Below are 22,865 nucleotides of genomic sequence, written 5' to 3'. Positions count from 1 at the left end.
CCGTCGCTCGTACTTCGGCGTCAAGGGATGGACGTACGACTGCCCGATTCGGCTCCATCGAAAGGCGATTCGCGTCCATTGGCCGAGACGGCCTGGTCGGACGCAGCTCGAACGGGCCCGGACCCGGCGCGAATCCGGCTCGCACACGGCGGCATGTGGCGATTCGGAAAAGGTGACCGATGCTCACCTTACCGACGGGTCATACCGCCAGTAACCTCCGGCGCATCGGCCACCCGGAGGAGCACGCATGCCCCCACGCACCGTCAAGTTCAGAGCCGCCACCATTGCGGCGGTTCTCACCCTCGGTACCACCCTCCTCGCAGCCTCGCCGCAGTCCGGCGCCGTGGCGGCGGAACCCGTCCCCGTCGCCGACTACTGCCAGGGGCAGTGCGACGACATCCTGCCGCCCGGCGAGAACGGCAACGCCACGCTCGTCGAGATCCTCGGCAACCAGGCGTTCGGTACGCACCCCGCGCACAGCGACGACCAACTCGACCGCTACAACGGCCTGGTGGCCGGCTACACCGGACTCACCGACCGGAAGCTGACCGACTTCTTCAACGACGCCTCGTTCGGCGTACCGAAGGACCAGGTCGAGTCCGTCACCTCGCCGCGCGACGACGTCACCATCACCCGCGACAGGGCGTCAGGCGTCCCGCACATCAAGGGCACCACCCGTTACGGCACCGAGTTCGGCGCCGGGTATGCGGCCGGGCAGGACCGGCTCTGGCTGATGGACCTCTTCCGGCACATCGGGCGCGGCGAACTGACCTCGTTCGCCGGTGGCGCACTCGCCAACCAGGGGCTCGAGCAGCAGTTCTGGCCGCAGGCCCCGTACACCGAGGCGGATCTCGAAGCCCAGGTCGCGTACATCAGGACCCATGAGGGCTCCCGCGGTGAGCAGGCCATGGCCGACGCGCAGGCGTATGTCGACGGCATCAACGCGTACCGCGACAAGTCCAAGAAGGGCCGCTACTTCCCCGGCGAGTACGTCCTCACCGGCAAGATCGACGCGATCACCAACATCGGTGAGATCCAGCCGTTCAAGCTGACCGACCTGATCTCCATAGCCTCGGTCGTCGGCGGGCAGTTCGGCGGCGGCGGTGGCGGCGAAGTGCAGGCGGCGCTCTCGCTGCTGTCCGCCCAGCAGAAGTACGGGGTCGCCGAGGGCACCGAGGTCTGGGAGTCGTTCCGGCAGCGGAACGACCCCGAGGCGGTGCTGACCGTCCACGACGGCACCTCCTTCCCCTACGCCGGCAAGCCCGCCCAGGCGCGCGGCACCGCCCTTCCCGACCCGGGCTCGGTCACCCCCGAGCCGCTCGTCCACGACCGCACCGGCTCCGCGGGCACCGACAGGAAGGCCCCGGTCAAGGCCCCGGCCGCGCTCAGGAAGGCCCAGGGCATCTACGACGACGGCGTCATCCCGGAGGGCTCGCTGCCCGGCTCCGGCTCCGGCGCCCAGAAGCGCGGCATGTCCAACGCCCTGCTGGTCTCCGGCAAGCACACCGCGAGCGGAAACCCGATCGCCGTCTTCGGCCCGCAGACCGGCTACTTCGCACCGCAGCTGATGATGCTCCAGGAGCTCCAGGGCCCCGGCATCAGCGCCCGCGGGGTCGCCTTCGCCGGTGTCGGCATGTACGTCCAGATGGGCCGCGGCCAGGACTACGCGTGGAGCGCCACCTCGGCCGGCCAGGACATCACCGACACGTACGCCATCGAGCTGTGCGAGCCGGACGGTTCCGCGCCCACCAAGGACTCGACGCACTACCTCCACCACGGCACCTGCACCGCGATGGAGAAGCTGGAGCGCACCAACTCCTGGGCACCGACCGTCGCCGACTCCACGGCGAAGGGCTCCTACCGGATGCAGGTGTGGCGGACCGCGTACGGCATCGTCACCCACCGCGCCACAGTGGGCGGCAAGCCCGTCGCGTACACCTCGCTGCGCACCACCTACCGCCACGAGGCCGACTCGATCGTCGGCTTCCAGATGCTCAACGACCCGGCGTACGTGAAGGACGCAGCCTCCTTCCAGCAGGCGGCGAGCAACATCGACTACGCCTTCAACTGGTTCTACGCCGACTCCCGCACCGCCGCCTACTACAACAGCGGCATGAACCCGGTGCGCGCGGCGGGCGTCGACCCGGCCCTGCCCGTCAAGGCCGAGAAGGCGTACGAATGGCAGGGCTACGACCCGGTCACCAATACCGCCGTCTACACCCCGTTCGCCGCGCACCCGCACTCCAGCGGCCAGGACTACTACGTCTCCTGGAACAACAAGCAGGCCGAGGGGTACGCCTCCGCGGGCTTCGGCCTCGGCGCGGTGCACCGGGCCGATCTGCTCGACGACCGGGTGGCGAAGCTGGTGGAGCAGGGCGGCGTCACCCGCGCCTCGCTCACCCGGGCCATGGCGGAAGCCGCACTCACCGACCTGCGCGGCGAGCAGCTGCTGCCCGAACTGCTGCAGGTGCTCCGCTCCCGGCCGGTCACCGACCCGGAACTGGACGCGGTCATCCAGCAGTTGGAGTCCTGGCGGGCTTCGGGGTCGCAGCGCAGGGAGAGCAGCCCCGGCTCGCACACGTACACCGACGCGGACGCGGTACGGATCATGGACGCGTGGTGGCCGAAGCTGGTCGAGGCCGAGTTCGAGCCGGGTCTCGGCGACAGCCTGTACGGGGCGCTGACCGCCGCTCTCGCCACCGACGAGTCACCGGCGGCCAGCCACGGCCCGAGCGGGGCGCACAGCGGATCGGCGTTCCAGTACGGCTGGTGGGGCTTTGTGGACAAGGATCTGCGCCAGGTCCTCGGCCGGCCGGTCAAGGGGCCGCTCGCCAGGACGTACTGCGGAAACGGAGACCTGAGCAGCTGCCGGGACACCCTGCTCGCCTCTCTGAAACAGGCGGCCTCCGAACCGGCCACCGACGTCTACCCCGGTGACGACAGCTGCGGGGCCGGCGAGCAGTGGTGCACGGACTCGATCATCCACCGTCCGCTGGGCGGAATCAGCCAGAAGGCGATCCACTGGCAGAACCGTCCGACGTACCAGCAGGTGGTGGAGTTCCCCGGCCACCGGTAGGCATTCATTCCACTCCGTCCGGTGCTCGAGAGCGGAACCGGTTCGCCGGGCGGGTCCGAACCCTCGGACCCGCCCGGTCCGCCTCACCGGTACTGCAAGTACCTCTTGCGTACCGCCCGGAACGCGGCGAGATCTGCCGCCCAGGCCCCCACCACCTCATCCGTGTCCGCGCCCGCATCGATCATCGTGCGGACCCGCGTGTTGCCGGTGAGCTTGTCGATCCAGTTGTCCGAGCGCCACGCGAACCCGCTCCACGTCTGCTTCGCCGTCACCAGGAGAGCGATCCCCGTGCGTACCGGGTCGAAGACCTCCCGGTCCTGCACATGCAGCTGCACGCCGCCGACCGTCTTCCCCTGGAACTTGGAGAACGTCGGCGCGAAGTACGCCTCGCGGAACGCGACTCCGGGCAGGTCGAGCGCGTTCGCGGCGGCCGCCCACCGGTGGTCGATGCCCTCCGCGCCGAGCAGTTCGAACGGCCGCGTGGTGCCGCGCCCCTCGGAGAGGTTCGTGCCCTCGAAGAGGCAGGTCCCGGAGTACACCAGCGCGGTGTCCGGCGTCGGCATGTTGGGGCTCGGCGGGACCCACGGCAGTCCGGTCTCGTCGAAGAAGTCCGAGCGCCGCCATCCCGACATCTTCACGATGTCCAGCTCGACCGGCCGGTCTGCCAGGAACTCCGCGTTGAAGAGCAGCGCAAGCTCCGTGACCGTCATGCCGTGCGCCTGCGCGATCTCCCGGCGCCCCACGAAGGTCGAGAACGCCGGGTCGAGGACCGGCCCGAGCGCCGCCCGCCCGGTCACCGGGTTCGGCCGGTCCAGCACGACGAACCGCTTGCCCGCGAGCGCCGCCGCCTGCATGCAGTCGTAGAGCGTCCAGATGTACGTGTAGAAGCGTGCGCCCGCGTCCTGGATGTCGAAGACGATCGTGTCCACGCCGGACGCGGTGAAGACATCGGCGAGCGGCTGCCCGCTCTTCAAGTACGTGTCGTAGACGGGGAGTCCGGTGGCCGGATCGTCGTAGCGCCCCTCGGAGCCGCCCGCCTGCGCGGTGCCGCGGAAGCCGTGCTCGGGTCCGAAGACCGCGACCAGGTTCACCCGCTCGTCCGGGTGCATCACATCGACGATGTGGCGCACATCGGACGTGATCCCGGTCGGGTTGGTGACGACCCCGACCTTCTGCCCCTTCAGCAGTGCGTAGCCGTCCGCGGCCAGCCGGTCGAAGCCGGTGAGGAGCCGGTTGCGCCCGGCGCCCTGCCCCTTCCCGGGCACGGGTCCCGCTGCCGCGGTCCCGGTTCCGGCAGTGGTCGCCGCGAGGGCTCCCACCGCACTGCCGGCGGCCAGCAAACCACGTCTGGACAGGCTCATTCGGCTACCTCCATGATCGCTCCGACTGTCATGGTCACGCACGCTAGCGCGCGCAAGCGCTCCGCGGAACGAGCCGGACGCGACTGCTGTGACAGGAGTGGCGACAACCCGGGTGAACCCCCCGGCGCACGTGCGGGGCAGCGCTCGGCCCCGTCGTCAAGATCACGTCGTCCGACCGGGAACCCGGAGCCGACCGGACGGACGCCGCTCCCGTGCCTCTGATCCGACGTCAGGGGCGCAGCGCGCGCAGCAGCAGGTCGGCCAGATGGTCGGCGACCTCCTGCTGGCTGAGCGGGCCGTCCGGGCGGTACCACGTCGACAGGTGGTGCACCGAGCCGAAGTGGTAGTCCACCACCAGATCCGCCGGCGTCGCCGTCGAGAACACCCCGCTCCGCTGCCCCTCTTCGACCAGCGCCCGGAACCGCTCGTGGTAGCGGCGGCGCTCCACCCGCACCTGTTTGTTCTTCTCCGGGCTCAGATGGTGCATGGACCGGAAGAAGATCGACGCGTCGTCGAGGTTCTCGATCGTCGTGACGACGACATCCGCCGCCGCGTCCCGCAGCCGCTGCTCGACCGGCGCCTCGGCGTCGGCGAAGGCGTCGAGCCGCTCCTGCTGGAGCCGCAGCACCCGGGCGTAGACCTCCTGGAGGAGATCCTCCTTGGAGCCGAAGTAGTGGTACAGCGCCCCCTTGGTGACGCCCGCCGCCTCGACGATCTCCTGGACCGACGTACGGTCGTAACCCTGCTCGGCGAAGAGCCGGGTGGCGGCGGCCAGCAGCCGCTGCGGGACCGGGGCATCGTTCCCGTCCGTCGTTCTGGCCATTGCCGCCACCTGCCTTCCGTACGATGTGTCCGTTGCTCTACTGCGCTGAACGCAGTTCCCGCCTGAGGATCTTCCCACTTGCCGTCTTCGGGAGTTCAGCCAGGATCTCGACCTCGCGTGGGTACTTGTAGGCGGCGAGCCGCTCCTTGCAGTACGCGCCCAGCTCTCCGGGCTCGACCACCGCACCGGGCCGCAGGCTGACGTACGCCCGGACGGTCTCGCCGCGGTAGGCGTCGGGGACGCCGACGACGGCCGCCTCCCGTACCGCCGGGTGGGTGTACAGGACATCTTCCACCTCGCGCGGCCAGACCTTGAAGCCGGAGGCGTTGATCATGTCCTTCTTGCGGTCGACGACGTACAGCCAGCCGTCGCGGTCCATGAAGCCGATGTCGCCCGTCCGCAGCTCACCGTCCGGGAAGGCGGCGGCGGAGGCGTCGGGCAGCCGCCAGTAGCCGGAGACGACCTGGGGGCCGCGGACGGCGATCTCACCCTGTTCGCCGAACGGCACCTCGTCGCCGTTCTCGTCGAGGATCCGGACGATCGTGTCCGGGCCGGGAACCCCGACGGAGAGCGTTCCGGAGACCGGGTCGACGGGGGCTTCCCGCTCGGGCGGTACGGAGGCGCAGGGCGCCGTGCACTCGGTGAGGCCGTAGCCGTTGCGGATGTACGGGCCGAAGCCCGCACGGAACTTCTCCACGAGCGCGGGCGGCAGCGGTGCACCGCCGGAGGAGATCACCTGGAACGAGGCGAAGTGCTCACGGGTCACATCGGGGTGGGCGGCGAGCGCCATGAAGGCGGTCGACGGGCCGACGGTGTACGCGGGGCGGTGCTCGGCGAACGCGTCGAGGACGACACCGGGATGGAAGCGGTACGCGAGCACGAGGGTGCCCGCGTTGGTGAGGCAGGCGGCCAGCTGGCACACCATGCCGGTGATGTGGAAGAGCGGGGCGAGCGCGAAATACGAGGAGCCCTCGGCGACCGGGTGTCCGGTCCGCTGACGCTCGGCGTTGACCATGATGTTGCCGTGGGAGTTCATGGCGCCCTTGGGGGTGCCGCTGGTCCCGGAGGTGTAGCTGATCAGCGCCACGTCGGCGGCGGTGAGCTCACGGCCTCCGGGGGCGGCGAGCCCACGGCGGGCGACGGCCACCAGGTCGTCGGCGTCCTCGGGGGCCGGCAGCCGCTCGAAGTTCAGGACCCGGTCGTCGTTCTGGCTCTGGAGGTCGAGCTCGCAGGCGGTGACGGCGATCCGTACGGTCGGGGCAGCGGCCGCGGTGTCCCGCAGATACGACTCCCACGCCCGGTCCGCGCAGATCAGCGCCGTGACCTCGGCGTCCTTCAGTACGTGACCGACCTCGCCGGACTTGTACATCGGGTTGAGCGGGACGACGGTCGCCCCCGCCTTCCAGGCGCCGAGCAGCGCCAGTACGAACTGCGGGGAGTTCTGCAGCATGATCGCGACCCGGTCGCCGCGCTCCAGGCCCTTCGAGGCAAGATGACCGGCCACCGAGTCGGAGAGTGCATCGGTCTCGCGGTAGCTGAGGCGCCCGTCGAAGTAGGCGAGCGCCGGGTGCTCGGGAGCGCGGGCGACGGAGGCGCGAAAGGCGTGCACCACAGTCTCGGCAGGGCTGACGGGGGCCCGCTGGGCCTCGCTGAGCAGGGAAATCCAGGGTTTTGCCGCGTAGACGGACCCGGCGACGGACCCGGCGTCGGTGTTGGACTCGGTCATGCGCCGGTCTCCTCCCACTTCTGCTGAAGGTGGTTCATATTGGCGAGCCAGTGGTCGGTGTCCTTGGTGCGCGCCCGGTAGTAACCGGCGACCTCGGGGTGCGGCAGGACGAGGAAGCGGTCCTCGGCCATGGCGTCGAAGAGCGCGTCGGCGACGGCCTCCGGCTCGATGGCACTGGGGGCGAGCACGAGCTCACCGGCCGAACCCGCGGCGGTGAGCATGTCTGTACGTACGCCCTGGGGGCAGATCGCGTGGACCTTGACGCCGCGGTGGCGGTAGGTGAGCGAGAGCCATTCGGCGAAGGCGACGACCCCGTGCTTGGTGACGCTGTACGGCGCCGCGCCGATCATCGTCAGCAGCCCGGCGGCGGACGCGGTGGAGACGAACCGGCCGCTGCCGCGCTCCAGCCAGTCCGGCAGCAGCGCCCTGGCCGCGCGGACGTGGGCCATCACATTGACGTCCCAGGCCGCCGCCCAGACCTCCTCGTCGGCGAAGACGTCGCCGGGCGAGGCAAGGCCCGCGTTGGCGCAGTAGATGTCGACGGTGCCGTCCAGGGCGTCCCGGGCGGCGTCCACGATCCGTGAGGCGTCACCGGCGACGGCGGTGCCGCCGATCTCCTCGGCAAGCGTCTTGATCCGGGCCTCGTCGAGGTCGTTGACGACGACCCTGGCACCTTCCGCGGCGAATCTGCGGGCCAGAGCGGCGCCGATGCCGCCTCCGGCTCCGGTGACCACTACGCCCGCGCCCTGCACCGTACTCATCGGGTCCCGCCTCTCTCAGCCGACTTCCCCAGCAGACTAACCAGTCGGTATGTCGTCAGGGAAGGGAGTACGCCGTACGTCCTCTTGCTGGATTGGTCTGTACCTGCCACGCTGCCAGCGCCGCCCCCGCGTCCCGTCGGCCGCTCCCTCCCCGGAGGTCCGTATGCGCCCCAACGTGCCCCGCTTCAGCAGACTCCGCCCCAGGCCGCTCAGCCGGCCCCTGCTCGCCGTCCTCGGCCTGCTCCTCGCCCTACTGGTTCCGCAAGCACCCACGGCCTCGGCCGCCGCCGCCACACCGCCGCAGATCTACGGCGCCTGGCACTGCAGCGACGACGCCTGTACCTGGGGCACTGTGCGCAGCGCCGCGGACTTCGACTCCAAGAACCACTGGCTGATCGACCGCGGCGACGGACGCCCCTCCGTCAACCTGGTGGTACTCAGCTTTGTGGAACCGCAGCGACTGCTCCACCGTACGGACGACGCGACCACCGTGGGCGGCGTGCCCAAGGGCATGACCCGCGAGATCGTGCAGTACTTCACCTCGCACGGTATCCGCGTGATGCTCTCCATCGGCGGCATCACCTACACCGACGCATGGGACGCGGCGCTCGCCGAGAACGCCACCCAACTCGGCCTGAACGCCGCCGCAGTCGCGAGCGACCTCGGTGTCGGCATCGAGATCGACTACGAGCAGAACACCGCCCCGGATCTCACCGGACTCCAGTCCTTCATCGACGCCTACCGCTCCGTGCATCCCTACGACGCATCGGGCGGCGACCCGGCCGCCCGGCTCACCATCGACACAGCCGCCGGCGACCGCTGGCTGATCGGCATCAACCGGAAGGCGACCGCCGACTGGCTGCGCACCGACACCCCGGTCCTCGACTACGCCAACGCGATGGTGCCCGCGCGCCAGCCCTCGGCGAGCACGGCGATCGCCAACTGGCAGGAGCATGTGGACGGCAAGCCCACCTATGCGCCGCCTGTGCCGCCGCTCGCTCCCGCAAAGTTCACCGGCGCCTTCTACATCAGCGACCAGACCAAGTCACTGCCGGAGTGCACCGACTTCGCGAACTCGTTGCAGAAGTCGACGGGAACGTTCGAGCAGAGTGTCGCGCCGAACGGGGCGGGGACCACCTCCGGGATGCTCGGCTACATGTTCTGGGCCGCCGAGCGGCCCTCCACGCGCGGCACCGGCACCCAGCCGCCCAACACCTGCGAGGGCGGCGTGGGCGTCGGCGCCACCACATACGGCATCGCGCTGCCGATGTCTGCGCTGCGCCAGAACTGAGAGCGCCCGAACGACTCCATCCACGGGCCGGACGGGCAGAAGCTCAGCCCGTCCGGCTTCGAGGACACGGTGCGGCTGCAGCCCGCGTCGCTCTGCTACAGGTACCGCTTGATCTCGCGCCGCGCCAGCGACCTCTGGTGCACCTCGTCGGGCCCGTCGGCCAGCCGCAGCGTCCGCGCCGCCGCCCACAGTTCCGCCAGCGGGAAGTCCTGGCTGACGCCGCCCGCGCCGTGCAGTTGCACCGCCTGGTCGAGGATGTCGACCACCGCGCGCGGGGTGGCGATCTTGATGGCCTGAATCTCCGTGTGCGCACCCCGGTTGCCGACCGTGTCCATCAGCCACGCCGTCTTCAGCACCAGCAGCCGCAGCTGCTCCACCGTGACCCGCGCGTCCGCGATCCAGTTCTGCACGACGCCCTGCTGGGCGAGCGGCTTACCGAAGGCCGTACGGGACACCGCCCGCCTGCACATCAGCTCGATGGCTCGCTCGGCCATCCCGATCAGCCGCATGCAGTGGTGGATCCGGCCCGGGCCGAGACGCGCCTGGGCGATGGCGAAGCCGCCGCCCTCCTCGCCGATCAGGTTCGCGGCGGGCACCCGCACATCGGTGAACACGACTTCCGCGTGACCGCCGTGATAGTGGTCCTCGTACCCGTACACCTGCATCGCGCGCCGCACTTCGACGCCGGGCGTGTCCCGCGGGACCAGGATCATCGACTGCTGGCGGCGGATGTCGGGGCCGTCCGGGTCGGTCTTGCCCATCACGATGAAGATCCGGCAGTCCGGGTTCATCGCCCCGGAGATGTACCATTTGCGGCCGTTGATGACGTAGTCTCCCCCACCCTCGGCTCCGCTCGAGTGGGAGGTGCCCCCTCCGTCCCGCACGATCCGGGTCTCGATGTTCGTCGCGTCCGACGAGGCCACCTCGGGCTCCGTCATGGCGAACGCCGACCGGATCTCACCGGCGAGCAGCGGCTCCAGCCACTGCTTCTTCTGCTCCTCCGTGCCGAACTGGAAGAGCACCTCCATGTTCCCGGTGTCCGGCGCCGCGCAGTTCAGCGCGGTCGGCGCCAACTGCGGGGACCGGCCGGTGATTTCGGCGAGCGGGGCGTACTGGAGGTTGGTCAGCCCGGCGCCGTACTCCGAGTCGGGCAGGAAGAGGTTCCACAGGCCCTGCTTGCGCGCCTCCGCCTTCAGGTCCTCGACGACCTGCGGGGTGTCCCACGGGGAGGCGAGCAGTGCGCGCTGCTCGTCCGCGATCTTCTCGGCCGGGAGGACATGCTCGTCCATGAAGGTGAGCAGCTTGGTGCGCAGCTCTTCCGTGCGGGCGTCGAATGCGAAATCCATGGGCTGATCAGCCTTCCTGAAGAGTGGTGAGGCCGTGCTCGATGAAGACGGGGACGAGATCGCCGATCCGGTCGAAGCCGGCGCCGACCGTCTGGCCGAGGGTGTAGCGGTAGTGGATGCCCTCCAGGATCACGGCGAGCTTGAACCACGCGAACGCCGTGTACCAGGAGATGGCGGAGGTGTCCCGGCCGGAGCGGGCGGCGTAGCGCTCGATCAGTTCGGCGGGGGTGGGGTGGCCGGCCGCGCCGCTGGTGGTGGAGGCCGGGGACTTGGGCAGACCGAGATCGGAGCTGTACATCACCAGGAGGCCGAGGTCGGTCAGCGGGTCGCCGAGTGTCGACATCTCCCAGTCGAGGACGGCCTTGATCTCGTCGTCCGAGCCGATCAGGACGTTGTCCAGGCGGTAGTCGCCGTGGATGACGGTGGGCGCGGGGGAAGCGGGCAGCTCGCGCCCGAGTGCGGCGTGCAGTTCGTCGATGCCGGGCAGTTCGCGGTTGCGGGAGGCGTCCAGCTGCTTGCCCCAGCGGCGCAGCTGCCGGTCGAGGAAGCCCTCGGGCCGTCCGAAGTCGCCGAGTCCCACGGACCCGGGGTCCACCGCGTGCAGTTCCACCAGCGTGTCGACCAGCCCGAGGACGGCCGCCCGGGTGCGTTCGGGGCCGAGCGGGGCGAGCTGCTCGGCGGTGCGGTACGGGGTCCCCTCGACGTACTCCATGAGGTAGAACGGCGACCCGATGACGGACTCGTCCTCGCAGAGCAGCACCGGCTCGGGCACCGGCACGGCGGTCGGATGCAGTGCGCTGATGACCCGGTGCTCGCGCTTCATGTCGTGCGCGGTGGCGAGGACATGGCCGAGGGGCGGCCGGCGGACGACCCAGTGCCCGGTACCGTCCGTGACGATGTACGTCAGGTTGGAGCGACCGCCCTCGATGAGGCGGGCTTCGAGCGGTCCGTTCACCAGACCCGGCCGCTCGCGGTCGAGATATCCGCGGAGCCGGTCCAGGTCGAGACCTGGCGGGTGGACTGAGCTCATCGTGCGCACCTCCGGGGTGAAAAGACGTCGAAGCTCATGATGCCGACCAGTCGGTATGTCGTCCAGTGAACTCCCGGATTCCCCTGTGCGGACTCCGGCCCCGGTGGTCCCGGACTCTGGTGTCCAGTCTTGTCTCTGAATATGGTTCACGTATGGATACTGCGTTGCTGATCGACGAAGTCCGGCTGACCCCGATTCTCATAGCCGACCCGCCGCTGCTCAACACCCAGGGCGTCCACCAGCCCTACACCCCACGGCTCATCGTGGAGGTGATCACGCGCGGTGGAGCGACCGGCATCGGGGAGACCTACGGGGACGGCAAGTACCTCGAACTCGCCGAGCCGCTCGCCCAGGCACTGGTCGGCCGCTCGGTCAGCGATCTGAACGGCCTCTTCGCCCTCGCCGAGGAGGTGTGCGGTGATTCACGCGCCGCCGACGAGCGCGTGGAGGCCGGCGGGCTGCGCGGCGTCCAGACCGCCGACAAGCTCCGGCTCTCCGTCGTCTCCGGCTTCGAGGTCGCCTGCCTGGACGCCCTGGGCAAGTCCCTCGGCCTGCCCGTGCACGCGCTGCTCGGCGGCAAGGTCCGCGACAGCGTCGAGTACAGCGCGTACCTCTTCTACCGCTGGGCCGCCCATCCCGAGGGCGGCGAACAGGACGACTGGGGTGCGGCCGTCGACCCGGCCGGGGTCGTCGCCCAGGCACGTCGGTTCGCCGGCGAGTACGGCTTCACCTCCTTCAAGCTCAAGGGCGGCGTCTTCGAACCCGCCCAGGAGATCGCCGCGGTCCGTGCCCTCGCCGAGGCGTTCCCCGGGCAGCCGCTGCGGCTGGACCCGAACGGCGCCTGGTCCGTCGAGACCTCGCTGTACGTCGCCGAGCAGCTGAAGGACGTACTCGAATATCTGGAGGATCCGGCGACCGGCACGGACCTGATGGCCGCCGTCGCCGCGGGCACCGACGTACCGCTTGCCACGAACATGTGCGTCACGACCCTCGCCGAGGTCCCGGAGGCCTTCGCCCGCGGCGCCGTCCAGGTCGTGCTCTCCGACCACCACTACTGGGGCGGCCTGCACCGCACCCGTGAGCTGGCCGGGATCTGCCGCACCTTCGGAGTCGGACTCTCCATGCACTCCAACACCCACCTGGGGATCAGCCTCGCCGCGATGACCCACGTCGCGGCCACCGTCCCCAACCTCGACTACGCCTGCGACAGCCACTACCCCTGGCAGACCGAGGACGTCATCACCACCCGTCATGTGTTCGAGGACGGCCGGCTGACCGTCTCCGACGCCCCTGGGCTCGGCGTCGAACTCGACCGGGAACGCCTGGCCGTACTGCACCGGCGGTGGCTCGCCGACGACGGCACGATGCGCGAGCGCGACGACGCGGCGGCCATGCGCAAGGCCGAGCCGGAGTGGGTGACGCCGGCCATCCCGCGCTGGTGAGCCCGGGGCGGCCCGGGGGCGGACCAGGTGTCGGGAGACCGCCACAGCGGTCCTGATCCGGGGCGGGCGTCCGGCCGCGGCCCGCCCACGCCGCGGCCGCCGTCCGAGGCCGCCACCGTCTGAGTTGCGTCCGGCCTGAGCAGCCCGGATGGTCGGATGATGAAGGCGATCAGCTACAGCAGGTACGGCGGGGCCGAGGTCCTGGAGTACGGCGAGCGGCCCGACCCCAAGGTCGGCCCGGACAGTGTGCTGGTGAAAGTGCGGGCAGCGGCCGTCAACCCGGTCGACTGGAAGGCCAGGGAGGGCCATCTCCAGTCGGGGCTGGAGGCCGTCTTTCCGGTGATCCCCGGCTGGGACGTCTCCGGAGTCGTCGTACAGCCCGGTATCGCCGTCGACGAATTCGCTGTCGGCGACGAGGTCATCGGCTATGTGCGGGAGGACTTCCTGTCCCGCGGCACCTTTGCCGAGTACGTCGCCGCCCCCGTGCGCACCCTCGCCCGCAAGCCGCTCAGCCTGAGCTTCGAGGCGGCGGCGGGCCTGCCGCTGGCCGGTCTCACCGCGTACCAGGTGCTGCACCGCTCGCTGCGGATCCAGGACGGCGACACCGTGCTGATCCACGCGGCCGCGGGCGGGGTGGGCTCACTGGCCGTCCAGCTCGCCCGGCACGCGGGCGCCCGCGTCATCGGCACCGCCAGCGACCACAACCACGACCATGTGCGACAGCTCGGCGGCGAGCCGGTGGCGTACGGCGAAGGGCTCGCCGACCGGATCCGGGCCCTGGCCCCCGACGGGGTCGACGCCGCCTTCGACACCGTCGGCGGCGAGGCCCTGCGTGTCTCCGCGGAAGTGCTGAAGCCCGGGGGCCGGCTGGTGTCCATCGCGGACGGCGAGGTCTTCTCGTACGGCGGCCGCTATGCCTTCGTACGGCCCGATGCCGACGACCTCGCCGAGCTGAGCGCCCTGGCCGAGGAGGGCGTCATCTCGGTCCATGTCGACCGGATCTTCCCGCTGGAACAGGCCGCGGACGCCTACCGGCTGAACGAGGAGGGGCGCACCCGGGGGAAGATCGTCGTCACCGTCCCCTGGGACAGCTGACGGCCCCGGCACGGCCCGTCAGAAGATCATCGCCGCTGCGAACACCGCGAGCGCCACCGTGCACACCGCCGCCGTCAGCGCGCCGCGCGGCGACAGGGGCCGCGGCTGCGCGGTCCCCATCCCTTGTACCCGCCGATGCGCAACCTGCAGAAAGCCCAGCCAGGCCAGCACGCTCAGCGACAGGGCGACGAGTCCGGCCGGGGTCGCACCGTTGTGCAGGGCCTGCCTGCCCGCCAGCAGAGCCACCACCGTGCAGGACAGGGTGGTACGCCGCCACGCCAGCCGGGTCCGCTCGGGCTGCAGCCCGGGGTCCCGGACGGCGGCCGTCAACGGCCCTCCCAGCCGAAGACGACCACCACCACCATCGAGACGGCGACGACGGCGACCGCAAGGCCGAGCAGCGCCGGGAAGCGGGAGACCGGCAGGTCGTCGCCGCGCCGCATCGCCCGCTCGCACCGCACCCAGTGGTTGACCGCCCGCAGCGCACACAGCACACCGGCCGCGAGCAGTGCGAGCGCCAGCCCAGCTCTGACCCCCCAGGCCAGGTCGGGCAGGAACTGGTCGACGGCGAAGCCGCCGCCGATGAGCGCCAGAGCTGTCCGGATCCAGGCGAGGAAGGTGCGCTCGTTGGCGAGCGAGAAGCGGTAGTCGGGGGTGTCGCCCTCGTCACGGATCCGCTCCGGCGCGAACCACAGCCTCAGACCTTGTACGAAGTCGTTCACGTCCGAACCCTAACCAGCGCTCTGCCGGTCGCCTGCCGGGGCCCGGTCCGCCCGGAACTCCCGCAGCCGGCGATACGTCTCCAGACCGTCCGGCACCCACTGCCAGTCGCCGAGCCGCTCCGCCAGCTCGTCATCAGTGAGGAAGGTGTGCCAGGCGACCTCCTCCACCTGCGGGTTCACCGGCAGCTCGCACCGCACCTGGTAGACGTGCGACCACCAGGTGTGCTCCGCGCTCTCGTAGAGGAACTTGAAGAGCGGCTCGGGGCGGGGGAGTCCCGTGACACCGAGCTCCTCCTCGGCCTCGCGCAGCGCCGCCTCGTCGTACGACTCGCCCGCGCCGACCACCCCGCCGACGAACATGTCGTAGTGCGAGGGGAAGACCAGCTTGGTCGGGGTCCTGCGGTGCACGAAGAGCCGGCCCTCGGCGTCCCTGGCCTCGATGAAGACACAGCGATGGCGCAGGCCCCGCGCGGTCGCCTCACCGCGCGAGGCCTGACCGACGACCTCGTCGTTCTCGTCGACGATGTCCAGAATTTCGTCAGCAGCAGTCATGCGGCCCATCCAACCGTTCCTGAGCAGTGAGTCCTGACTCACTGGCACGCCCCGAACGGTCTTGGGCGCACTGCTCCTCCGCTTTCGCATCCTGGGCGGCGACGCATATCCCGTATGCGGTCCGTCCCGGGCGGGCGGAATCCCTACGACCTGGCCATATGGGTGTGGCCAGAGGCGACGGGGAGGCCCCGAACCATCTCGCTGGTGACACGGGGGCCCCGACTGCTGACACCACACCCGGCGTCCCAGATCGCACCGAATACGCTACACACACCCCGCCAGGCATACCCACAGACCGTCACACCGTTCACTCAATCGTGGCCATCTGCGCCAAAGCAGCTTGCGTACCCAGCAGTTGTGAACCCCAGCTCCGGAACCGGGGATCACCGACCGGCACCCGGCGGGTGGACGCATGATCCGCCCGGCGAGCCGCCCGTCAGCGCGGCTGCAGGCTGCGCTTCCGGCGGTGGTGGTCGTGGCCCGTCGGCATCGCCGGATGCAGCCCCAGCAGCACGATCCCGACGACGATCGCCACCAGCCCGGCCGCCTGCCAGGCCAGCGCACCCGCATCGGTGCGCACCTGGTCGCCGAGGAAACCGATCCCGCAGGCGATCCCGGCCAGCGGCTGGGCGGCGGTCAGCGCGGGCAGCGACATCCGCAGCGGCGCCGTCTCGAACGCGCTCTGCACCAGGATCAGCCCCGTCACGCCCAGCACCACCACCGCGTACGGCTGCCAGCTCGTCACCAGTGCCGTCCACCCCGCGTCCGACAGCAACTCCCCGCTCATCCGGGTCAGCGCGTCCTGGAGGCCGTACAGCAGCCCGGCCGCCACCGCGAGCAGCGCCGGGGCCGCTCCGTGCTGCGAGCGTTTGGCGAAGGTGGTGAGCAGCAGGGCTATACCCACGACCACGCCGACCACCAGCCAGTGCCGCAGAGCGTTCGTGATCGTCTCGCCGCCCTGCGGCCGGCCCCCCAGCAGGAAGGCGGTGACACCGCCTGCCAGCAGCCAGAGCCCGGCCCAGCCCTGCCGGCCGAGCCGCTGGCCGGTGCGATGGCGCGACAGGGCCATGGCGAAGAGCAGATTGGTCGCAAGGAGAGGCTCGACGACGGATACCTCGCCCTTGCCCAGGGCCAGCGCCCCCAGCGCCATGCCGCTGACCATCAGGCCCACCCCGGCCAGCCAGCTCCGCACCTGCATCAGGTCGAGCAGCAGCCGGGGGGAGAGATAGTCCCTCCTCGGGGCGTGCCGGGCGGCGGCCTGCTGCAGGACAAAGCCGAATCCCAGACAGCAGGCGGCGCTCACGGCGAGTACGAGCACCAGCACCGACACGCTTCTCTACCTCAAGTCCGGCCAGGAGAGGGTGATTTGTTTCGACGATAGCGCCTCCGGGGTGAGGATGCGGCCGGAGCGCGTCCGACCGGGCGGTTGACGCCGCAGCGGCCGGTGCCGAAGATCTGACGCACGAGTAACTTCCGGCGCTCCCTCGCGGACCCCGACTCGCCCCGCTCGCCCCGACTCGCCCCGACAAGGATGGAACCCATGGCGTACGACGCTGATGTGATCGTGATCGGGGCAGGGCTCGCGGGTCTGGTGGCCACCGCCGAGCTCGTCGACGCGGGCCGCACGGTGATCCTGCTCGACCAGGAGCCCGAGCAGTCGATCGGTGGCCAGGCGCACTGGTCCTTCGGCGGCCTCTTCCTCGTCGACTCGCCCGAGCAGCGCCGCATGCGGATCAAGGACAGCCACGAACTGGCCCTCCAGGACTGGCTCGGTACGGCCGGCTTCGACCGTAAGGAGGACCACTGGCCACGGAAGTGGGCCGAGGCATACGTCGACTTCGCGGCCGGTGAGAAGCGGTCCTGGCTGCACGCCCAGGGACTGCGGATCTTCCCTGTCGTCGGCTGGGCCGAACGTGGCGGCTACGACGCGAACGGCCACGGCAACTCCGTACCCCGCTTCCACATCACCTGGGGCACCGGCCCCGGTGTCGTGGCCCCCTTCGAGCGCCGGGTCCGCGAGGGCGTCGCCAAGGGGCTCGTCCAGCTGAGGTTCCGCCACCGGGTCACCGGCCTGGGCCGCACCGCGGGCGCGATCGACACCGTGACCGGTGAACTGCTCGAACCGAGCGGCGCCCAGCGCGGCACCGCGAGCAGCCGCGAGGCGACCGGCGCCTTCGAGCTGAAGGCCCAGGCGGTGATCGTCACCTCCGGCGGTATCGGCGGCAACCATGACCTGGTACGCAAGCAGTGGCCCGAACGGCTCGGCACCCCGCCTGCGAAGATGCTCTCCGGGGTCCCCGCCCACGTCGACGGGCTGATGCTCGGCATCACCGAGGAGGCGGGCGCGCACCACATCAACCGCGACCGGATGTGGCACTACACCGAGGGCATCGAGAACTGGAACCCGATCTGGGCCAAGCACGGCATCCGGATCCTGCCGGGGCCGTCCTCGCTCTGGCTGGACGCCCGCGGCAAGCGGCTGCCGGTGCCGCTCTTCCCCGGCTTCGACACGCTCGGCACCCTCGAGCACATCATGAAGTCCGGCTACGACTACACCTGGTTCGTCCTCGACCAGAAGATCATCGGCAAGGAGTTCGCGCTCTCCGGCTCGGAGCAGAATCCCGACCTGACCGGCAAGTCGATCCGCGGCGTGATCGGCCGGGCGCGCGCGGACGTGCCGGGCCCGGTGAAGGCGTTCATGGACAACGGCGTGGACTTCGTCGTCGAGAAGGACCTCGAATCGCTGGTCCGCGGCATGAACACGCTCACCGAAGAACCGCTGATCGACGCGGCGGAGCTGCGCCGCGAGATCGTCGCCCGGGACCGCGAGACAGCCAACCCGTTCACCAAGGACCTCCAGATCACGGCGATCCGGGGCGCCCGCACGTATCTCGGCGACAAGCTGATCCGTACGGCGGCCCCGCACCGCATCCTGGACCCCGAGGCCGGTCCGCTGATCGCCGTACGGCTCAACATCCTGACCCGGAAGTCGCTCGGCGGTCTGGAGACGGACCTGTCGTCACGGGTGCTCGGGGAGGACGGCACGCCCCTGCCCGGTGTGTACGCGGCGGGGGAGGCGGCAGGCTTCGGCGGCGGCGGGATGCACGGCTACCGCTCGCTCGAAGGAACGTTCCTCGGCGGCTGCATCTTCTCCGGGCGGGCGGCGGGCCGGGCCGCGGCGGAGGCGGTCGGCTAAGGGCTCCGATCCGTGGGCCGTCCGGGGAGGTTTCGGCCGGCCCACGTGGTCGCCGTTCTCGACGCCGGCGCAGCGATGACATCTGAAATGTCATGGACTCGTCATGTCCTCACGGATCCCGGCAGGGCCTGGACGGGGACCCTCTACAAGGGGCAGACCTTCACGGTGGAGAGCAAGCAGGGTGGCTGGGCGTACGGGTTCGCCTACGGCGACATCAACCGTCACGGCTGGGTACAGGACGGCTGGCTATGCTGACCCGCGGCACAGCGCGCGCCAGGGCCCTGCGGAGTGCCTCGACGGCGGCTGGGCGGAGGTCAGTCCTGCGTACCGCCGGTCGGCCGGCCCTCCGCCCCGACGGCGGGAACGAGCAGCTCGACGACCCGGAACCGTTCGGCGACGACCAGTGTGTCGTCATCGACCGTGAACGCCGGGTCGCCGAGCGCCTCCCGCATCTCCTCGCCCTGCCAGAACCGCTCATGGCTCGCGCGCCATGCGGCCACCGAGGTGTCGCCCTCGCCCTCGTCGATCGCGTGCTGGAGATCGATGTCGCCGAGCCGCAGGATCCGTACCTCGGTCACCTCCACCACCGCGACCTCCCGGCCGGCCGAGTCGATCACCGCCGACCGCTCGCCCACCGGAGGCAGCTCCTCCTTCTCCGCCTCGTACTCCGCCAGCAGCCCCGTCGTGGATACCTTCGCGCCCGAGAGCACCGCCCTCACCAGCTGATCGCGCAGCGGCCCGGGAAAGGCGAGAAGAAAGGGCTTGAGAGGCTCACGGTTCGGCATGGCGCAAGTCTGGCATGCCCCGTCACGTACGTGACGAGGGCTCATGAATGCCGGGTTCCGGCCAACTCTTCTGTAAATGACTGCAGTTGATCAAGGTCAACTCTTGACGTGGAGCCTTGCCTACCGCTTGGCTGTCCGCGATCAGGAATGCCTGCGCACCACCACTCTCACCCCAACTCTCACCGCCGTCCTTTTCCAGCCCGTACCTGCGCGTACCCGTTTCGCAAAGGAAGCCAGCGGTGTCCCCGCCCCCGCCTCCCCTGGGCCGCTCCCGAAGACGGGGCGGACGCTCCGGCCATTCCTTCGACCCGGCGCTCGACGACACCGAACTCATCGAGGTACGAAGACAGTTCACTCAGGGACGGTGGACCAGGGCCCGCTCCCTGCTGGTCGGGACCGGCAGCGACTGGGACCGCCGCAGCCATCGCGTCGTAGCCCTCGCCGAGACTCCGTCCGCCGCCGGCTGGGCCCGCGACTGGCTGCTCGCCGAACCCGACAGCGCCGACGCCGCCACCCTGCTGGCCTGCGCCACCGTGGTCCGCGCCCTGCACGGCAAGGACACGCTCGAGGCGGCCCGCGAGGCATGCCTGCGGGCCGCGCGACTGGCCCCCGACGACCCCACGCCCTGGCTGGGGCAGCTGATGCTGGCCCGTGTGCACGGCACGCAGGAGGAGGCCGGGAAGCTCTTCGACGCGGTACGCATCCGCCACCCCGACCACCACTACGCGCATCATCTGATGACGGCCCGGCTCGCAGAGAACCACCCCGACAGCGGCCAGGACCCGCTGCACGAGGTCTACGACTTCGCCGCCTGGGCCGCCGAACAGGCCCCCGCCGATTCGCCGCTCGCCGTCCTCCCTGTCGTCGCGCACGCCGAGCGCTACCGCGTCCTGGTCGCCGCGGGCAGCGAGTCCGACGACCCGGTGCGCTCCGGGCACTGGTCGGGGCGGCGGGCCCGGCAGGTGATGAAGGCCGCGTTCGACTGGTGGCTGGAATGGGAGCGTGAGGACCACCCGCGCAACCGCGCCGACCTCAACTTCCTGGCCCACGCCAAGGTCTGCGAGGGCAGGCCGGCCGAGGCCGCCGCCCTCTTCCTCCGCATCGGGCCCCACGCGACGGCCGCACCCTGGTCGTACTCGGGCCGGGACCCGTACCAGGCCTTCCTCACGGCGCGCGGTACCGCACTCGGTACGCCTTGAGGAGCCACCCGCCGCAGATCCACCCGCTGCTGTGCAACTCCCCATGTTTCTCCCCTGATTCTCCTCAACGAAGGGACCACCCCCGCCATGTCGACGGGCAGTTCGAGAACGAGTGAGACCGGTGTGACCGGCGATACGGGCGGCATCAGCACCTACAAGGGTGAGGAGCGGGCCCTGCGTGCGGACCGCCTCGGCACCGCGGGGCTGCTGCTCTCGGTGCTCGCCGCAAGCGCCCCCCTGATGGTCGTCGCCGGGGTGATGCCCACCGTCTTCGGCGTGATGGGCATCGTGGGCCAGCCCCTGCTGTACGTCATCCTCGGCATCGTCCTGATGCTGTTCAGCGTGGGCTACGCGGAGATGAGCCGGCACGTCCACAACGCCGGCGCCTTCTACGCGTACATCGCCCGTGGGCTCGGCCCGACCGCGGGCGCCGGCGCCTCGCTCGTCGCCCTCGTCGCCTACAGCGCCATGCAGGTCGGCATCTACGGCATCCTCGGCTTCGAGGTCTCCGGGCTCTTCTCCACGTACCTGGAGATGGACGTCGCCTGGTGGATACCGGCTGTCGTCGCCGTACTGGTCGTCGGTGTCCTCGGCTGGCTGAAGATCGACCTCAACGCCAAGGTCCTCGGCGTGCTGCTGGTCGTCGAATGCGCCCTCGTCGTGATCTTCGACATCGCAGCCGTCTCCAAGCCGGGACCTGAGGGCCTGTCCATGCACGCCTTCAACCCCGACACCCTCACCGGCGCCGGACTCGGCACCGCGCTCTGCTTCTGCATCGCCGCGTTCGTCGGCTTCGAGCAGGCCCCGGTGTACGCGGAGGAGACCAGCCGCCCGCAGATCGTCGTCTCCCGGGTGATGTTCCTCGCCGTCGGCTACGCCGCGCTGTTCCTCGCGCTCAGCTCCTGGGCGCTGACCGTCGCCGCGGGCCCCGGGTTCATCGCGGACAGCTCGCTCAAGGAGGGTCCCGCGCTGCTGTTCGGTCTCACCGAGGACCGGCTCGGCACGACCTTCACCGATGTACTGCACGTGCTCTTCGTCACCGGCATGTTCGCCGCGCTGCTCAGCTTCCACAACGTCGTCGCCCGCTATGCGTTCGCGATGGGGCGCGAGAGCCTGCTGCCCGCCGCCTTCGGCCGTACCAACAAGTCCAGCGGCGCACCCGCCACCGGCTCGCTCCTCCAGACCGTCGTCTCCCTGGTCATCGTGCTGGCCTTCGCGTTCACCGACGACAACCCGGTCGGTGACCCGACCGCCCCCGTGCTGCACCTGTTCACCTGGATGGGCAACGTCGGCGCGCTCGGCGTCATCCTGCTGATGGCCGCGGCCTCCTTCGCCGTGATCGCCTTCTTCGTGAAGCGCGGCGCGGGCCGGGCTCAGCTGCCGCGGCTGATCGCCTCCGGCCTGGCCGGGGTGGCGATGCTGGCGATCGCCGTCTTCACGGTCCGGGACTTCGACGTGCTGGTCGGCTCGGGCCCGGGCTCGGTGCTCAACTGGGTGCTGCCCGGCGTTGTCGTCGCCTCGCTCGTCATCGGCCTGGTGTACGGCGCGGTCCTGCGATCCGCGAAGCCGGAGGTGCACGCCAGGATCGGCCTGGGCAACGAGGCGTTCCAGTTGGAGAAGGCGGCCGAGAGCGGTTCGGTCCGCCACTGAGCCCGGTCGCCTTACCGAAGTGTGACGGACACCCGCAGCCCCTGGTGGCGCGCGGCTGCGGGTGCTCGAATGGGCGGGTGAACAGTCGCCCTCCCGATGCCGAAGGCACACCCGTCGGCCGCCGCCTGGTCCTGACCATGCTCGGGGTCGGCGCCGCCGCAGTCGTGGCGGCGCCCGCCCTCCAGCGGGTGATGGAATCCGGGCTCGGCGCGGTCGCCGACAAGGACCCCACCGGCCTTACCGGGCTGCTGCCCAACGGCGGCGGCTTCCGCTACTACTCCGTCGCCTCGTCCGTACCGAGGAAGAGCGCCGCCGACTACCGTCTGACGGTCGACGGCCTCGTCGACCGGCCCGCCACGTACACCCTGGACCGGCTCCGCGCCCTGCCGCAGACCAGGCTGGTCCGGGACGTCCAGTGCGTCACCGGCTGGCGGGTCCCCGGGACCCCGTTCGAGGGCGTCCGGCTCTCCGCGCTGCTGGACGCGGCCGGGGTGCGGCCCGGAGCGAAGGCGATCCGTTTCACCTGCTTCGACGGCACGTACAGCGAGAGCCTCACCCTCGACCAGGCACGGCGCCCCGATGTGCTGGTCGCCCTGCGCATGCAGGACAAGCCGGTGGCCCACTCGCACGGCGGTCCGGTCCGCCTCTATGTCGCCCCGATGTACTTCTACAAGTCGGCGAAATGGCTCTCCGGGATCACCGTCACCGACTCCGTGAAGCCCGGCTACTGGGAGGAACTCGGTTATGACGTCGATGCCTGGGTCGGGCGGTCCAACGGCCGCGACGACGACCCCACCGGCTGACCCCGCC

At 70.5% G+C, this 22,865-nt stretch carries 20 protein-coding genes; 9 read left to right on the top strand and 11 right to left on the bottom strand.

Going from position 1 to position 22,865, the window contains the following annotated elements:
• Positions 1-247: 247 nt before the first annotated feature.
• Positions 248-3,076: a penicillin acylase family protein gene (locus tag ACWCP8_RS09705; protein ID WP_451115161.1), complete on the top strand. Its 2,829-nt coding sequence runs from the start codon at positions 248-250 to the stop codon at positions 3,074-3,076.
• Positions 3,077-3,159: 83 nt separating this feature from the next.
• Here the strand turns inward: ACWCP8_RS09705 and ACWCP8_RS09700 are convergent, their stop codons facing one another.
• From ACWCP8_RS09700 to ACWCP8_RS09685, 4 genes are all read right to left on the bottom strand, one after another.
• Complete coding sequence (locus ACWCP8_RS09700; protein WP_352266502.1) at positions 3,160-4,437, bottom strand: exo-beta-N-acetylmuramidase NamZ family protein; 1,278 nt, start codon at positions 4,435-4,437, stop codon at positions 3,160-3,162.
• Between the two features lie 229 nt (positions 4,438-4,666).
• A complete protein-coding gene (locus tag ACWCP8_RS09695) occupies positions 4,667-5,260 on the bottom strand; it encodes a TetR/AcrR family transcriptional regulator (RefSeq protein WP_267006010.1) in 594 nt (197 codons plus the stop codon).
• A 37-nt stretch (positions 5,261-5,297) separates the two neighbouring features.
• A complete protein-coding gene (locus ACWCP8_RS09690) occupies positions 5,298-6,986 on the bottom strand; it encodes an AMP-binding protein (protein ID WP_451115158.1) in 1,689 nt (562 codons plus the stop codon).
• Entirely contained in the window at positions 6,983-7,747 is a 765-nt protein-coding gene (locus ACWCP8_RS09685; RefSeq protein ID WP_326602737.1) for an SDR family oxidoreductase, read from the bottom strand. The genes ACWCP8_RS09690 and ACWCP8_RS09685 overlap by 4 nt, the downstream gene beginning before the upstream one ends.
• Positions 7,748-7,910: 163 nt before the next feature.
• Here ACWCP8_RS09685 and ACWCP8_RS09680 point away from each other — a divergent pair, with 163 nt between their 5' ends.
• Positions 7,911-9,038, top strand: a complete 1,128-nt coding sequence (locus ACWCP8_RS09680; protein WP_451115156.1) for a hypothetical protein — start codon at positions 7,911-7,913, stop codon at positions 9,036-9,038.
• 95 nt (positions 9,039-9,133) lie between these two features.
• On the opposite strand, the gene ACWCP8_RS09675 is transcribed toward ACWCP8_RS09680, so the two are convergent.
• Entirely contained in the window at positions 9,134-10,384 is a 1,251-nt protein-coding gene (locus ACWCP8_RS09675; RefSeq protein WP_352266499.1) for an acyl-CoA dehydrogenase family protein, read from the bottom strand.
• 7 nt (positions 10,385-10,391) lie between these two features.
• Entirely contained in the window at positions 10,392-11,414 is a 1,023-nt protein-coding gene (locus ACWCP8_RS09670) for a phosphotransferase family protein (protein WP_451115153.1), read from the bottom strand.
• 152 nt (positions 11,415-11,566) lie between these two features.
• Between ACWCP8_RS09670 and ACWCP8_RS09665 the strand changes: the two genes are divergently transcribed.
• A complete protein-coding gene (locus tag ACWCP8_RS09665; protein ID WP_451115151.1) occupies positions 11,567-12,856 on the top strand; it encodes a glucarate dehydratase family protein in 1,290 nt (429 codons plus the stop codon).
• A gap of 159 nt (positions 12,857-13,015) precedes the next feature.
• Positions 13,016-13,951 carry an NADP-dependent oxidoreductase gene (locus tag ACWCP8_RS09660; RefSeq protein WP_451115149.1) on the top strand — a complete coding sequence of 312 codons (936 nt, stop codon included), beginning with the start codon at positions 13,016-13,018 and terminating at the stop codon, positions 13,949-13,951.
• Positions 13,952-13,969: 18 nt separating this feature from the next.
• Here ACWCP8_RS09660 and ACWCP8_RS09655 read toward each other — a convergent pair whose 3' ends face one another.
• The 4 genes from ACWCP8_RS09655 to ACWCP8_RS09640 all read right to left on the bottom strand — a co-directional run bounded on the left by ACWCP8_RS09655 (position 13,970) and on the right by ACWCP8_RS09640 (position 16,555).
• Positions 13,970-14,281 carry a DUF202 domain-containing protein gene (locus ACWCP8_RS09655; protein ID WP_352266496.1) on the bottom strand — a complete coding sequence of 104 codons (312 nt, stop codon included), beginning with the start codon at positions 14,279-14,281 and terminating at the stop codon, positions 13,970-13,972.
• Positions 14,278-14,673 (bottom strand): YidH family protein, encoded by a 396-nt coding sequence (locus ACWCP8_RS09650; RefSeq protein ID WP_352266495.1) that lies wholly within the window; start codon positions 14,671-14,673, stop codon positions 14,278-14,280. Before ACWCP8_RS09650 ends, ACWCP8_RS09655 begins: the two co-directional genes overlap by 4 nt.
• Positions 14,674-14,682: 9 nt before the next feature.
• Entirely contained in the window at positions 14,683-15,225 is a 543-nt protein-coding gene (locus tag ACWCP8_RS09645; RefSeq protein ID WP_451115147.1) for an NUDIX domain-containing protein, read from the bottom strand.
• A 436-nt stretch (positions 15,226-15,661) separates the two neighbouring features.
• Positions 15,662-16,555, bottom strand: a complete 894-nt coding sequence (locus ACWCP8_RS09640) for a DMT family transporter (protein ID WP_352266493.1) — start codon at positions 16,553-16,555, stop codon at positions 15,662-15,664.
• A gap of 210 nt (positions 16,556-16,765) precedes the next feature.
• Between ACWCP8_RS09640 and ACWCP8_RS09635 the strand changes: the two genes are divergently transcribed.
• Together ACWCP8_RS09635 and ACWCP8_RS09630 are read left to right on the top strand one after the other, a co-directional pair.
• Positions 16,766-18,421, top strand: coding sequence for an FAD-binding dehydrogenase (locus ACWCP8_RS09635; RefSeq protein ID WP_451115145.1), 1,656 nt, complete (start codon positions 16,766-16,768; stop codon positions 18,419-18,421).
• A gap of 87 nt (positions 18,422-18,508) precedes the next feature.
• Positions 18,509-18,676 carry a hypothetical protein gene (locus ACWCP8_RS09630; RefSeq protein WP_352266491.1) on the top strand — a complete coding sequence of 56 codons (168 nt, stop codon included), beginning with the start codon at positions 18,509-18,511 and terminating at the stop codon, positions 18,674-18,676.
• 59 nt (positions 18,677-18,735) lie between these two features.
• Here ACWCP8_RS09630 and ACWCP8_RS09625 read toward each other — a convergent pair whose 3' ends face one another.
• Positions 18,736-19,206 (bottom strand): ASCH domain-containing protein, encoded by a 471-nt coding sequence (locus ACWCP8_RS09625; RefSeq protein ID WP_451115142.1) that lies wholly within the window; start codon positions 19,204-19,206, stop codon positions 18,736-18,738.
• Between the two features lie 239 nt (positions 19,207-19,445).
• On the opposite strand from ACWCP8_RS09625, the gene ACWCP8_RS09620 reads away from it, so the two are divergent.
• From ACWCP8_RS09620 to ACWCP8_RS09610, 3 genes are all read left to right on the top strand, one after another.
• Positions 19,446-20,405: a tetratricopeptide repeat protein gene (locus tag ACWCP8_RS09620; protein ID WP_451115140.1), complete on the top strand. Its 960-nt coding sequence runs from the start codon at positions 19,446-19,448 to the stop codon at positions 20,403-20,405.
• 87 nt (positions 20,406-20,492) lie between these two features.
• The gene (locus tag ACWCP8_RS09615) at positions 20,493-22,055 is read left to right on the top strand and encodes an APC family permease (protein ID WP_352266488.1); all 1,563 of its coding nucleotides are present in this window, start codon (positions 20,493-20,495) and stop codon (positions 22,053-22,055) included.
• A 137-nt stretch (positions 22,056-22,192) separates the two neighbouring features.
• On the top strand, positions 22,193-22,858 hold the full coding sequence (locus tag ACWCP8_RS09610) for a molybdopterin-dependent oxidoreductase (protein ID WP_356007041.1): 666 nt from the start codon (positions 22,193-22,195) through the stop codon (positions 22,856-22,858).
• Positions 22,859-22,865 lie beyond the last annotated feature (7 nt).

Source organism: Streptomyces sp. NPDC002206, from assembly GCF_053593595.1.
This window is presented reverse-complemented; position numbering and strand designations above follow the sequence as displayed.

Excerpts from the sequence above, each read along its gene's own strand:
- ACWCP8_RS09705 (WP_451115161.1), top strand. The coding sequence starts at position 248 with ATGCCCCCACGCACCGTCAAGTTCAGAGCCGCCACCATTGCGGCGGTT.
- ACWCP8_RS09700 (WP_352266502.1), bottom strand. The coding sequence starts at position 4,437 with ATGAGCCTGTCCAGACGTGGTTTGCTGGCCGCCGGCAGTGCGGTGGGA.
- ACWCP8_RS09695 (WP_267006010.1), bottom strand. The coding sequence starts at position 5,260 with ATGGCCAGAACGACGGACGGGAACGATGCCCCGGTCCCGCAGCGGCTG.
- ACWCP8_RS09690 (WP_451115158.1), bottom strand. The coding sequence starts at position 6,986 with ATGACCGAGTCCAACACCGACGCCGGGTCCGTCGCCGGGTCCGTCTAC.
- ACWCP8_RS09685 (WP_326602737.1), bottom strand. The coding sequence starts at position 7,747 with ATGAGTACGGTGCAGGGCGCGGGCGTAGTGGTCACCGGAGCCGGAGGC.
- ACWCP8_RS09680 (WP_451115156.1), top strand. The coding sequence starts at position 7,911 with ATGCGCCCCAACGTGCCCCGCTTCAGCAGACTCCGCCCCAGGCCGCTC.
- ACWCP8_RS09675 (WP_352266499.1), bottom strand. The coding sequence starts at position 10,384 with ATGGATTTCGCATTCGACGCCCGCACGGAAGAGCTGCGCACCAAGCTG.
- ACWCP8_RS09670 (WP_451115153.1), bottom strand. The coding sequence starts at position 11,414 with ATGAGCTCAGTCCACCCGCCAGGTCTCGACCTGGACCGGCTCCGCGGA.
- ACWCP8_RS09665 (WP_451115151.1), top strand. The coding sequence starts at position 11,567 with ATGGATACTGCGTTGCTGATCGACGAAGTCCGGCTGACCCCGATTCTC.
- ACWCP8_RS09660 (WP_451115149.1), top strand. The coding sequence starts at position 13,016 with ATGAAGGCGATCAGCTACAGCAGGTACGGCGGGGCCGAGGTCCTGGAG.
- ACWCP8_RS09645 (WP_451115147.1), bottom strand. The coding sequence starts at position 15,225 with ATGACTGCTGCTGACGAAATTCTGGACATCGTCGACGAGAACGACGAG.
- ACWCP8_RS09635 (WP_451115145.1), top strand. The coding sequence starts at position 16,766 with ATGGCGTACGACGCTGATGTGATCGTGATCGGGGCAGGGCTCGCGGGT.
- ACWCP8_RS09630 (WP_352266491.1), top strand. The coding sequence starts at position 18,509 with ATGTCATGGACTCGTCATGTCCTCACGGATCCCGGCAGGGCCTGGACG.
- ACWCP8_RS09625 (WP_451115142.1), bottom strand. The coding sequence starts at position 19,206 with ATGCCGAACCGTGAGCCTCTCAAGCCCTTTCTTCTCGCCTTTCCCGGG.
- ACWCP8_RS09615 (WP_352266488.1), top strand. The coding sequence starts at position 20,493 with ATGTCGACGGGCAGTTCGAGAACGAGTGAGACCGGTGTGACCGGCGAT.
- ACWCP8_RS09610 (WP_356007041.1), top strand. The coding sequence starts at position 22,193 with ATGCTCGGGGTCGGCGCCGCCGCAGTCGTGGCGGCGCCCGCCCTCCAG.